The 11,633-nt window shown below is 65.3% G+C and carries 10 protein-coding genes; 5 read left to right on the top strand and 5 right to left on the bottom strand.

Annotation, left to right across the window (positions count from 1 at the left end; translation table 11 throughout):
- Positions 1–3 precede the first annotated feature (3 nt).
- Together DES47_RS06495 and DES47_RS06490 are read right to left on the bottom strand one after the other, a co-directional pair.
- A complete protein-coding gene (locus DES47_RS06495; RefSeq protein ID WP_133699877.1) occupies positions 4–1,296 on the bottom strand; it encodes an NF038122 family metalloprotease in 1,293 nt (430 codons plus the stop codon).
- A gap of 420 nt (positions 1,297–1,716) precedes the next feature.
- Positions 1,717–2,640 carry a hydrogen peroxide-inducible genes activator gene (locus DES47_RS06490; RefSeq protein ID WP_133699876.1) on the bottom strand — a complete coding sequence of 308 codons (924 nt, stop codon included), beginning with the start codon at positions 2,638–2,640 and terminating at the stop codon, positions 1,717–1,719.
- 156 nt (positions 2,641–2,796) lie between these two features.
- Here DES47_RS06490 and DES47_RS06485 point away from each other — a divergent pair, with 156 nt between their 5' ends.
- From DES47_RS06485 to DES47_RS06475, 3 genes are all read left to right on the top strand, one after another.
- A complete protein-coding gene (locus DES47_RS06485; RefSeq protein WP_166651881.1) occupies positions 2,797–3,438 on the top strand; it encodes an ABC transporter ATP-binding protein in 642 nt (213 codons plus the stop codon).
- 38 nt (positions 3,439–3,476) lie between these two features.
- On the top strand, positions 3,477–4,193 hold the full coding sequence (locus tag DES47_RS06480) for a peptidylprolyl isomerase (protein ID WP_133699874.1): 717 nt from the start codon (positions 3,477–3,479) through the stop codon (positions 4,191–4,193).
- A 130-nt stretch (positions 4,194–4,323) separates the two neighbouring features.
- On the top strand, positions 4,324–5,013 hold the full coding sequence (locus DES47_RS06475; protein WP_133699873.1) for a peptidylprolyl isomerase: 690 nt from the start codon (positions 4,324–4,326) through the stop codon (positions 5,011–5,013).
- Between the two features lie 4 nt (positions 5,014–5,017).
- Here the strand turns inward: DES47_RS06475 and recG are convergent, their stop codons facing one another.
- The gene (gene recG, locus DES47_RS06470; RefSeq protein ID WP_133699872.1) at positions 5,018–7,069 is read right to left on the bottom strand and encodes an ATP-dependent DNA helicase RecG; all 2,052 of its coding nucleotides are present in this window, start codon (positions 7,067–7,069) and stop codon (positions 5,018–5,020) included.
- Positions 7,070–7,190: 121 nt separating this feature from the next.
- Between recG and DES47_RS06465 the strand changes: the two genes are divergently transcribed.
- Positions 7,191–9,527, top strand: coding sequence for a YCF48-related protein (locus DES47_RS06465; protein WP_133699871.1), 2,337 nt, complete (start codon positions 7,191–7,193; stop codon positions 9,525–9,527).
- A gap of 43 nt (positions 9,528–9,570) precedes the next feature.
- On the opposite strand, the gene DES47_RS06460 is transcribed toward DES47_RS06465, so the two are convergent.
- On the bottom strand, positions 9,571–9,951 hold the full coding sequence (locus DES47_RS06460) for a hypothetical protein (protein ID WP_133699870.1): 381 nt from the start codon (positions 9,949–9,951) through the stop codon (positions 9,571–9,573).
- A gap of 27 nt (positions 9,952–9,978) precedes the next feature.
- Positions 9,979–10,377, bottom strand: coding sequence for a TraR/DksA family transcriptional regulator (locus DES47_RS06455; RefSeq protein ID WP_133699869.1), 399 nt, complete (start codon positions 10,375–10,377; stop codon positions 9,979–9,981).
- A 127-nt stretch (positions 10,378–10,504) separates the two neighbouring features.
- Between DES47_RS06455 and queA the strand changes: the two genes are divergently transcribed.
- On the top strand, positions 10,505–11,629 hold the full coding sequence (gene queA / locus DES47_RS06450) for a tRNA preQ1(34) S-adenosylmethionine ribosyltransferase-isomerase QueA (protein ID WP_133699868.1): 1,125 nt from the start codon (positions 10,505–10,507) through the stop codon (positions 11,627–11,629).
- Positions 11,630–11,633: the final 4 nt, after the last annotated feature.

Here is an 11,633-nt window from a genome sequence, read left to right as displayed (position 1 = left end):
CTATCAGGCCGCGTTGGCGGCCCTGCGGCGACGATGCAGCACGCCACCGACCAGGCCGAAGCCCAGCAGCAGCTGCGCCCAGGTGGCGGGTTCGGGCACAGCGACGACGGCGAGGCCGTCCATCTTGTAGATGTCCGAGGTGTCCATGTTGTACTTGGTCTGCTGCAAGGCGTCGATGCTCAGGTTCCAGCCCATCGCGTCGAAGGCAGCCAGATCATTCTGCGTGACCCGACCGTTGGCGCAGGGGGTGCCGGTGGGGTCCATGATGCCGACGTCGCGGCCGTTCAGGTAGCAGCCGGGGAGGCCGGCGTCAGGGAACAGGTCGGTGTCTTTCCAGTGCGAGGCCTGGCTGTTGTCGCCATTGAACGAGCCGGTCGAGAAGCTCGCCACCGATTGGTCGGCGCTGCCGAAATTGAACGGGGTCACGCCGTCGATGGAGAAGAACGCGGCCTTGTTGGCACCCCACTGCAGCTGCAGATGACCGTCCGGCGTGACCGGGCTGGCGCCATAGCGGAACAGGTCCAGCACGCTGCCGATGGCGAAGTCGTCGAGGCGCTTGGGCCCAAAGACGCCGGACTCCAGCAGGTCGGCGCCGGGGCCGCTGCCGCGCCCGAAGTAGTCGAAGGTATCTGCGCCGCTGACGAAGCCCAGCGAGTGGCCGAGCTCATGGATGGCCACGGCGGTGAAGTCGTAGGTGCCGGCGTTGGTGCCATTGGTCGGGTTGTAGTCGAAACCGAAGCTCGAGCTGAAGGTGATCGTGGCGTCGTACTTGGGGCCGGCCGGGTTGGCCAGGCCGAGGGCCTTTTGCACCGAGGTGTTGACGTCAAGCACATGGTTGATCGCATCGTTGCCGCTGGTCATGCGGCTGCCGATGGTGGTGTCAACGCCGATCTTGTTGGCCGCATCGACATAGCCGTTGACGCGCATGAACAGCCCTCCATCGGCGTTCAGGCTCTTCAGGCCGCCGACGGCAATGGTGTCCAGGGCACTCTTGCTGGCATTGGCGTGCAGGGCGCCATAGACGTCCTTGACCAGCACCTCGCTGCTGCTGCTGCCCGCCTGGGCCAGGACGTTGGCGCCCAGATCGGCGAAACCGATCTTGATGTTCACCGTCACGTCGTTGGTGATCGTCTTGTTCCAGTAGTTGGCGGCCTTCTGAAAGGCCAGCAGCGCGTCAGGCGAAGCCGCATAGCTATTGTTCGTATCCCACAGCACGATATTCAGTGCGCTCGCGGGTGCGGCGCAGACCAGGGCGGCAGCGGCCGCAACAATGCTCAGAGCGGATGATTTTTTCACTTTGACTCCTCCATATTGGTTCGATCGGCCGCTGGGTCAGGACCTTTCAAACGGACACCTCGGGATGGCTGGCGGGCCCTTGTGGATGCGCCGCCGGGGAGTCGAAGGATAGTGAAATAGTTCACGTAAGTAACAGGCCAATCACCCCCCATGTGCGGGACGGGTATTCACCGGCATGCGGCAGTCAAGGACCTGTGGCATATGTCGCCATGAATCACTGATATTAACGAGTTAGTGGAACGCTCTCCATGGGTGAAATTCTGCATTCCCTTCGTGCTGCGGCCCATATCGGGGCGCCGATGACCGGCAGCTCGGGCTGCTTGCCGCAGGCCTGATTGCAATGTCCTTGACAGATGGTGCTGCCCACGCGGCACCTCTGAATCGATACAAACAATTCAAGCCGCGGATTCGTCAATCCGCTCAGCCGCTCAGCCGCTCCATCCCCGGCAATTCGCAGGCGTAGACGGCGTTGCGCAGTGCGGCTATCGCCTCGTAGCGGGTGAAGGTGCGGCGCCAGGCGAGCACGACGCGGCGCGACGGCACCGGCGCCTGGAAGGGGATGTAGCGCAGATGGGGCGACGCCTCCTTGGGCACGCTGAGCAGTGGCACCACCGTCACGCCCATGCCCGAGGCCACCATGTGCTTGATGGTCTCCAGCGAGCTGCCCTCGAAGCTCTTGCGTATGCCCTCGGCGTCGCTGGAGAAGCGCGCGAACTCGGGGCAGACCTCCAGCACGTGATCGCGGAAGCAATGGCCGGTGCCGAGCAGCAGCATGGTTTCGCGCTTGAGCTCCTCGGACGAGATGCTCTCGCGCGCGGCCAGCGGGTGGTTGGCCGGCACGGCCACGACAAAGGGCTCGTCGTAGAGCGGCGCCACGGCCAGGCCGGTGTCCGGGAAGGGCTCGGCCATGATGGCGCAGTCCAGCTCGCCGGTGCGCAGCATCTCCAGCAGCTTGACGGTGAAATTCTCCTGCAGCATCAGCGGCATCTGCGGATAGCGCTCGATCACGCTCCTCACCAGCTGGGGCAGCAGATAGGGGCCGATCGTGTAGATGATGCCCAGGCGCAGGGCGCCGGCCAGCGGATCCTTGCCGCGCTTGGCGATCTCCTTGATCGCGGCGGCCTGCTCGATCACCATCTGCGCCTGGCGCACGATCTCCTCGCCCAGCGCGGTGACGCTGACCTCGCTGGCGCCGCGTTCGAAGATCTTCAGGTCCAGCTCCTCCTCCAGCTTCTTGATGGCGACGCTGAGCGTGGGCTGCGACACGAAGCAGGCCTCGGCGGCCCGGCCGAAGTGCTTTTCTCGGGCCACGGCAACGATGTAGCGGAGTTCGGTCAGGGTCATGCGTCTCTTTCTCTTCTACTCTGCGGGCACGGTGCAACGGCAGCGGCCCGCGTCGTCTGATAGCTTGACACTATCATGATGGCGGCCCCGTCGCGCGTGTTCCAGAGGGCTTTCCCGGCGCTGCCTCCGCAGCCCGGGCGTCCACAATGGCGGCCCATGAGCAATGCCACATTCCCGCTGCTGCAAGTCAGCGAACTGAGCTTCGCCTACCCCGGTCGCCCTATCGTCGAAGACTGGTCGCAAGATCTCGGTCCGGGCATCACCCTGCTGAGCGCTCCGGACGGCGCCGGCAGCTCGACGCTGTTGAAGTTGATAGGCGGCGCGTTGGCGCCAGCGTCCGGTCGCTTGATCGCCGCCGGACTGGATGCAGCGATCGACCCGCAGCCCTATGGCCGCCAGGTATTTGCCTTCGACTCCGAGCTGCAGGCCTTCCAGCAGCAGACGGCGCTGGACTACTTCGACCATGTGCGCAGCCGCCATGCCCAGCGCGAGCCGGGGCAGTGGGAACGGCACATCGCCGGCTTCAAGCTTGAGTCCCATCTGCACAAGCCCATGTACATGTTGTCGACCGGAACGCGGCGCAAGGTCGGGCTGACGGCGGCCCTGACCGTGCAGGTGGCGGTGTGCCTGCTGGACGAACCCTTGGCCGCGCTGGACCTGCCATCGATCCGTCACCTGGCCGCCGCACTTGCCGAGTACGCTGCGGCCGGCGGCACGGCCTGGCTGATCGCCAGCCACGAGCCCTTGCCTGATCATTTACCCGTTCACGCTACCATTGAGTTCACTCGGATCCCCTGACCCGGGACTCATCTGTCAACACACACTTTGAATTCACCATGTCCATGATGAACCTGCGTTCTCTGTTCGCACGCGCGGCCCTGATGGCCGGCGTGGCCTCCCTGGCTGCCTGCGGTGGCGGTGGCGGCGACAGTCCCGCCCCGGCCCCTGCGCCGCAAGTCGTTGGCTCGCCCAACCCCAAGCCCACCGCACCGACCACCGCGTGCAGCGCCGCCGGCATCGCCGCGGCCAAGCTGACCACCAATGCCGCCGTGTGCATGCTGACCAGCGATGGCGAGATCGTGTTCGAACTGCGCGCCGACAAGGCGCCGGTCTCGGTGGCCAACTTCCTGAAGTATGTGAAGGACGGCTTCTACACCAACACCATCTTCCACCGCGTCTCCAAGGTCACGGGCGTGCAGGTGGTGCAGGGTGGCGGCTTTGCCACCGGCACCGTCGCCAAGGCGGCGACCTATCCCGCCATCGTGCTGGAAAGCGAGAACGGCCTGAAGAATGTGCGCGGCAGCCTGGCCATGGCCCGTACCGATGTGGCCGACTCGGCCACCAGCCAGTTCTATATCAACACCGCCGACAACAGTGGCACGCTGGACTTCAAGGCCACCACCCCGGCAACGAAGAACGGCTACGCCGTCTATGGCAGCGTGATCTCCGGCATCGACACGATCGACAAGATCTATGCCGAACCGGTGTTGAACGCGGCACGCGAGGTGCCGGCGGTTGAGGTCTTGATCTATTGGGCTCAGCAAATCCAGTGAGGCCTGGACTACTCGGGGATGATTTGTTGATTGCTTGACATTGGTAACAATCAAGTAACAGATCGCAGCCGAGTCAACAGCGCCCGCCCAGAGCGCGTTGTGCCACGACCCCACATCCGGAGTCAGCACAATGCGCTCTTTTGCTTTGCGCGCGGCCGCCATTGCCTGCGCAGCCTTCCTGACCGCCTGCGGCGGTGGCGGCGAGGTCATCATCTACGAACCCGATCCGCTGCCCCGGCCTCAGCCCAATCCCTACCCCTATCCCAACACCAATACCTGCAGCGCCACCGGCCTGGCCGCCTCGGCGCTGAGCAGCTACAGCACCGTCTGCATGCTGACCAGCAGCGGCGAGATGGTGATCGAGCTCTACACCGCCTATGCGCCGGCCACGGTCAACAACTTCCTGCGCTATGTGGCTGATGGCTTCTACGGCAACACGCTGATCCACCGCGTGGACCGCGACTTCGTCATGCAGGGCGGCGGCTATGTCAGCGGCCAGATCCCGCTGGCGCCGCGCTATGCACCGATCGCGCTGGAGAGCAATAACGGCCTGAGCAATCTGCGCGGCACCCTCGCGATGGCCCGCGGCAGCGACCCGAACTCGGCCACCAGCCAGTTCTACATCAATGCCCGCGATAACACCTCGCTGGACTACAAGAGCAGCCTGCCCGGTCAGCAGGGCTATACGGTGTTCGGCCGCGTGATCTCGGGCATGGCCACGGTGGACGCGATCAACACGGTGCCGGTTTATCGCTACAGCGATGTGGACATCAGGCCGCGCACCGAGGTGCTTGTCTACTGGGTACAGCGGCTGAAGTGATGTCCTAAGCCTTCAGAAACTCCGCCTTGCTCCCCAGCCAGCGCGCCACATGCCTGGACGCTGCCTCGGGGTGCTGGTCCAGCAGCCTGGGCGCTAGGCGCCGGGCATGCTCCAAGAGCTTGATGTCCTCGGTGAGGTCGGCGAAGCGCAGCAGCTGGGCGCCCGACTGGCGCGCGCCCATGAACTCGCCGGGGCCGCGTATCTCCAGGTCGCGGCGGGCGATCTCGAAGCCGTCGTTTGTTTCGGCCATCGCCTTCAGCCGCGCCTTGCCGGTGTCGGACAGCGGTGCCGTATACATCAGCACGCAGACGCTGGCCACCGCCCCGCGCCCGACGCGGCCGCGCAGCTGGTGCAGCTGTGACAGGCCGAAGCGCTCGGCATGCTCGATCACCATCAGGCTGGCATTGGGCACATCGACGCCGACCTCGATCACCGTGGTGGCCACCAGCACGCTCATCTGGTTGGCGGTGAACTGGGCCATCACTGCGGCCTTCTCTGCAGGTGGCATGCGGCCGTGCAGCAGGCCCACCGCATGGCCGGGCAGGGCCTCGGCCAGATGCAGATGGGTCTCGGTGGCGTTCTGCAGGTCCAGCGTCTCGCTTTCCTCGATCAGCGGGCAGACCCAGTAGACCTGGGCCCCCTTGGTCACCTCGTCCCGGATTTTCTCAATCACGTTCTCGCGCTTGGCATCGGCGAACACCTTGGTGACGATGGGTGTGCGGCCGGGCGGCAGCTCGTCGATCGTGCTGACCTCCAGGTCGGCGAAATAGGTCATCGCCAGCGTGCGCGGGATCGGCGTGGCGCTCATCATCAGCAAGTGGGGCTCCAGCGCCTGCTGCGCCAGCTTGTTGCGCAGGGCCAGTCGCTGCGCCACGCCGAAGCGATGCTGCTCGTCGATGATGGCGAGCCCGAGCCTGGCGAACTCGACCCTGTCCTCTATCACCGCATGGGTGCCCACCACCAGCTGGGCCTGGCCCGAGGCGGCGGCGTCCAGCATCTTCTGCCTGGCCTTGCCCTTGATGCTTCCGGTCAGCCAGGCCACGGTGATGCCCAGCGGCTCCAGCCAGTGGATCAGCTTGCGGAAATGCTGCTCGGCCAGGATCTCGGTCGGCGCCATCAGCGCGCATTGCCAGCCGGCGTCCATGCAGACTGCGGCAGCCAGCGCCGCCACCACCGTCTTGCCCGAGCCCACATCGCCCTGCAGCAGCCGGTGCATGGGCTTGCCCAGGGCCAGGTCTTGAGCAATCTCCTCGACGACGCGCTGCTGCGCGCCGGTCAGCTGAAAGGGCAAGGCGGCCAGCAATTTCTCGTGCAGGCCGGCGCGCTGGCCGCGCAGCGGTGGCGCCTGTAGCAGGGCCCGTTGCCGTTGCGACTGCAGCTGGCTCAGCTGCTGGGCCAGCAGCTCCTCGGCCTTCAGCCGCTGCCAGGCCGGATGGGTGTGATCCTCCAGCGTCGCCAGGCTGACCTTGGGCGAGGGGTGGTGCAGAAAGTCCAGCGCTTCGCGCAGGGTCGGCAGATTGGCGGGCAGGCTGCCGGGCGGCAGGATCTCGTCCAGCGGCGCCCGCTTCAAGGCACTCACGACTGCCTTGCGCAGATAGGCCTGGGGCAGGGCGGCGCTGGTCGGATAGACCGGCGTCAGCGCGGTGGCCAGCGGTGTGTCATCCTGCACCAGCTTGCACAGCGGATGCACCATCTCCCGCCCCCAGAAGCCGCCACGCAACTCGCCGCGCACGCGGACGCGCGCACCGGCCGCCAGGCTCTTCTGCTGCGAGGGATAGAAGTTCAGAAAGCGCAGCAGCAACTCATCGCTGTCGTCGCGCAGGCGCACCAGCAGCTGCCGCCGCCCACGCAACTCGATATGGCTCTCGCTGACGATGCCCTCGACCTGCACCACCTGACCCTCGCGGGCCTGGGCGATAGGCGTGATGCGCGTCTCGTCCTCATAGCGCAGCGGCAGGTGCAGGGCCAGGTCGATATCGCGCCGCAGGCCCAGCTTCTCCAGCGCCTTCTGGGGCGCGGACTTCTGCTGCTGGGTGGGGGGCTTGGCCTCGGGCATGGGGGGATTTTGCCGTGCTTGTTGCCAGCGGTTGCCGGGGTAGGCAAGTACTGAGGTCCTGAAGCCGGTGTCTGGCTATGATCGCCGCACAAATACAGCCATCAGGCCAGGGAGGAACTCCATGAACAGAGTTGCAGCCGCGCATGCCGCGATCATTTTTTCCGGACTCCTGCTGAGCGCCTGCGGCGGCGGCGGAGGCGAGGAAGGCCCGCCACCGCCTCCACCGCCGCCACCGGTGACCGCGCTTCCCGACATTGTGAGCGTGAGTGCGCCGAGCCATCTGGACGTCACAAGCCCGTCACAGTTCAAGCCATCCATTGCCGCGCCCGGCGGCGGCCTGAAGTTCGCCTGGACCTTCGGCGACGGCGGCACCAGCTCCGAGGTCGCACCCAGCTACAGCTATCCCAAGGGCGGCGACTTCGAGGTGACGCTGAAGGTCACCAACGAGGCCGGCTCGACTCGTGAAGCCAAATACAAGGTGACCGTGAACAACGCGGCCCATGTCAAGGGGCTGCAGTGCAGCGGCGCCAGCGAGTCGGGCTGGTGCTGGGAGCATCCCAAGCCGACAGGTTCGGATCGGCGTGATGTCTCTTTCCTGGACGCCAAAACCGGCTGGATGGTCGGCGTCAACGGAGAAATATTCAAGACGGTGGACGGCGGTGTCAGCTGGACCCGGCAGAACTCCGGCATCAACGCGACCCTGACCTTTGTCAAATTCTTGGACGCCCAGACTGGATGGGCCTTGGGCGAGTTCGGTGCCCTGCTGCGCACCAAGGACGGCGGCGCGACATGGCAGCTGTCCAAGCTGCCTTTCGAGCCCAACTACTACGCGGCCACCTTGCAGGTGATCAGTGCCGACAAGTTGCTTCTACTCGAACAGTACGGCGGCTACGCCAGCAGTGACGGTGGCACGACCTGGAGGCGGTTCGACATGCAGGTCAATGCGACGACTCCGGAGGGCGTGATCTGGAGCTACCAGAACAACGCCTTGTACAAGTCGACGGACTTTGGGGCGACTAAGACCAAGGTATTGCAGACGGAGGCGCCTTCGGCCTACGATTCCTCCGAACTGAAGGTCGTCGGCGAATCCACGGTGTTCATAAGCCGCTGGCAGCAGGCCTATGTCAGCTCGACCAACAGTTTCGTTAGCAGCTTCAGCCTGCACACCAGCCATGACGGGGGCAGCACCTGGAACCAGATGGTGCCCAAGGGCATTGCTGCCGACCAGGGCATGTTGCGCGTGCAGCAGTCGACGGCCGGTGCGTTGCTGGCCTTGCAGGGCTCGATGCTGTATCGAAGCGTTGACGGCGGTCTCAACTGGGTCGCCTTGCAGGCACCTGGCGCGGCGACCTACTGGGATTCGGGTGGGTTTCAGGCGCTTGACGCGAGCACCCTCGTCTATACCGGCAATACCTACAACGCTTCCAGCTACTGGGTCACCGAAGACGCCGGCGCCACCTGGGGGGCCATTGCCGCGCCAGAGCTCGGCGGCTACAGCCGACCCTGGTTTCAGAAGTTCGGTGGCGGCACATGGCTGGCGCGGACCGACAGCGCTCACTACCTGTCGTCGGACAAGGGCAAGACCTGGACGCTGGCCGTCGGTCTGCCCTATGCACAGCGCAACCAGAGCTATCGCACCAGCTGGTTCTTCGACAACAAGCGCGCCTTGCTACTGACCGACCAGGGTGAGCTGAAGGAGACGACCGACGGCGGCCTGAGTTGGAAGGTCAAGTTGAACGAGTTGTCCACCAACTATGGCGCGTCCAAGTTCCAATTCATCAACACCAAGATCGGCTGGTTGACGGCTGACGGACGCCTCTACCGCAGCAGCGATGGCGGAGCCACCTGGAACTCCGGCCCTGGTGCCGCCAATTTTGCGGACTATCAGTTTGTCGATGAGAACCTGGGGTGGGCTCGCCGCTCGAATGGCAGCAGCGACTTGATGCAGACCACGGATGGAGGTCAAAGCTGGGTCAAGGTTGGCGAATGGCCCACCTCTGGCGGAACGCTTCGATTTCGGGACGCCAGCAGGGGCCTGGTGGCCGGATTCAGCGGGCAGATCTACCAAACGCTGGACGGAGGCAAGACCTGGATGTCCCGCTACTCGGGTATCTCCGACCAGATCATGCAGATCCAGTATGTCGATGAGAAGCTGATCTGGGCCATCTCGTCATCGGCGGTACTGCAGTCGACGGACGGCGGTGAGAGTTGGAAGGTTCAGCGACCCACGACCCAATACGCTGGCTGGCGAGGCATTGCCTTTGCCGACGCAGCGCATGGCTGGGTCGTTGGCGGCGCCGGCAGCGTCATTGCCACACAAGACGGTGGCAAGACCTGGATCCAGCAGAACACCGGCACCACCCGGAATCTGTCCGGCGTGCAATTTATCGATGCCAAGGCCGGCTGGATCACCGGTGAGCAGGGCACGATACTGACCACCGGCACCGGCGGCAACTGAGCCGTCACCGACCGTTGCCGGCGTCAAGCCGGCTCAGGTCGGCTCAGCTCGGCGTCGGCACGCCCGCCATGCGGTCGTGTTTCAGGAAGAACTCGCGGGCCAGGGCGACCAGCTGATTGTCGGTCGGATGGTCCACGGTCTGATAGGCGACGACCTGCTTGGCGACCTGCGGGCGGTGCTTGTCCAGATAGTGCTTGAAGTCGGCCTGGGCGGTGCTGGAGCCGACCACCAGCACCTCGGTGATGCCGGCCAGGGCGGCGCTGACGTCAGCGAAGAACTCGTGCTCGTCGCGAACTCCGCTGCCATGCTGCTTGGTGTTGTGGGTATGGGCCTTGACGGTGGCGGTTTCGACGGTGTCTGGGTTGAACTGCAAGACCTTGGCGTTGTGGTGGTCGAGCCAGACGATGGCGTGGAACATGGTCATATCGGTTTCCTCTTCTCAGGGTTTCGGTTAAAGGCTGTGATGGGTGCTGTTCAGGCCGCTGCGCTTTTCCACCGCGGACTGGCAGCTGATGCAGCGCAGCACCTCGGGGCTGTGCTGCAGCCGGTCGAAGGAAATTCCCTGTCCGCAATCGGTGCACAGACCGTAGTCGGGCAGGCGCAGGCGCAGCAGGGCCTCGTTGACTTGGCGCAGCGCGTCCAGGTTCAGGTCGCTGCGGGCAAGGTCCACCTCGCGGTCGGCGTCGTGGGCGCGTTCCCCATCGCTGTCCTGCAGCAATTGCTCCCGCGCATGCTCGACGCGGCCCTGGTCACCCAGCTGGGCTTGCAGTTCCCGTTCCAGTGCCTGCTGGCGTTGCGTCAGGGCGGTTTCCAGCAGGGCCAGCTGGCCGGTGGTCATGTGGTGGGTCATCGAGGTCTCCTTGTCTTGATGCTCGCACCGCTGGCCATGCCGGGCCTTGATGCGTGTCAACCGCAGGACGCGTGGGACAATCCTGCCCCCAGTGTTTGGCACGGGTCCGTCCGGCCCTCAAAACCCCATGTCTCGTCTTTTCACCGCCAGCGACTTCGACTTCACGCTGCCCCCCGAGCTGATCGCCCAGCATCCCGCGCCTGAACGCAGCGGCTCGCGCCTGCTGGATGGGCGTGCTGCCACGCCGGTGGACCGCCAGTTCCGCGATCTGCCCGGCCTGCTCGATGCCGGCGACCTGCTGGTCTTCAACAACACGCTGGTGATCAAGGCGCGGCTGTTTGGCAGGAAATGGGGCCCCCAGGCGCCCGCTTCGCGGTCGCTGCCCCCCGAGGGGGAGCTGGGCCAGCTCGGGAGCGGCCCAGCGCTGGCCCAGGCCACCGGCGGTTCGGTGGAGGCCTTGATCGAGCGGGTGCTGCCGGGCACGCAGGAGGTCTGGGCCCATATGCGCGCCAGCAAGTCGCCCAAGCCCGGTGCCCTGGTGCGCTTCAACGATGCCTTCGATGCCGAGGTGCTGGGCCGCTGCGGCCCTGACAACGGGCTGTTCCATCTGCGCTTTCCGTCTGATCCGTTCGCGCTGCTCGACGCCCACGGCCATGTGCCGCTGCCGCCCTACATCACCCATGAGGATTCCGGCGACGATGTGCGGCGCTACCAGACGGTGTTCGCCCGCGAGCCGGGCGCGGTGGCCGCGCCGACGGCCGCCCTTCACTTCGATGAGGGCGTGCTGGCCGATCTGGCCGCGCGCGGCGTAGTCACCGCGCATGTGACCCTGCACGTCGGCGCAGGCACCTTCCAGCCGGTGCGCGTCGAGACGCTGGCCGAGCACAAGATGCACAGCGAATGGTTCCAGGTGCCGGCCGAAACGGTGGCGGCAATTGCCGAGACCCGCGCACGGGGCGGCAAGGTGGTGGCCGTGGGCACGACGACCCTGCGAGCGCTTGAGTCCGCCGCGCTGGGAGGCACGCTCAAAGCCGGCGCCCGCGAGACCGACATTTTCATCACCCCGGGCTTCGAGTTCCAGGTGGTGGACCGGCTGCTGACCAACTTCCATCTGCCCAAGAGCACCCTGATGATGCTGGTCAGCGCCTTTGCCGGCTATGAACCGGTGATGGACCTGTATCGCCACGCGATTGCCGAGCAATACCGCTTCTTCAGCTATGGCGACGCGATGCTGCTGGCTCGCGCCGGCTGATTGA

Source organism: Roseateles toxinivorans (assembly GCF_004362525.1).
Classification (GTDB): domain Bacteria; phylum Pseudomonadota; class Gammaproteobacteria; order Burkholderiales; family Burkholderiaceae_C; genus Paucibacter; species Paucibacter toxinivorans.
This window is presented reverse-complemented; position numbering and strand designations above follow the sequence as displayed.

Excerpts from the sequence above, each read along its gene's own strand:
- DES47_RS06490 (WP_133699876.1), bottom strand. The coding sequence starts at position 2,640 with ATGACCCTGACCGAACTCCGCTACATCGTTGCCGTGGCCCGAGAAAAG.
- DES47_RS06485 (WP_166651881.1), top strand. The coding sequence starts at position 2,797 with ATGAGCAATGCCACATTCCCGCTGCTGCAAGTCAGCGAACTGAGCTTC.
- DES47_RS06480 (WP_133699874.1), top strand. The coding sequence starts at position 3,477 with ATGTCCATGATGAACCTGCGTTCTCTGTTCGCACGCGCGGCCCTGATG.
- DES47_RS06475 (WP_133699873.1), top strand. The coding sequence starts at position 4,324 with ATGCGCTCTTTTGCTTTGCGCGCGGCCGCCATTGCCTGCGCAGCCTTC.
- recG (WP_133699872.1), bottom strand. The coding sequence starts at position 7,069 with ATGCCCGAGGCCAAGCCCCCCACCCAGCAGCAGAAGTCCGCGCCCCAG.
- DES47_RS06465 (WP_133699871.1), top strand. The coding sequence starts at position 7,191 with ATGAACAGAGTTGCAGCCGCGCATGCCGCGATCATTTTTTCCGGACTC.
- DES47_RS06460 (WP_133699870.1), bottom strand. The coding sequence starts at position 9,951 with ATGACCATGTTCCACGCCATCGTCTGGCTCGACCACCACAACGCCAAG.
- DES47_RS06455 (WP_133699869.1), bottom strand. The coding sequence starts at position 10,377 with ATGACCCACCACATGACCACCGGCCAGCTGGCCCTGCTGGAAACCGCC.
- queA (WP_133699868.1), top strand. The coding sequence starts at position 10,505 with ATGTCTCGTCTTTTCACCGCCAGCGACTTCGACTTCACGCTGCCCCCC.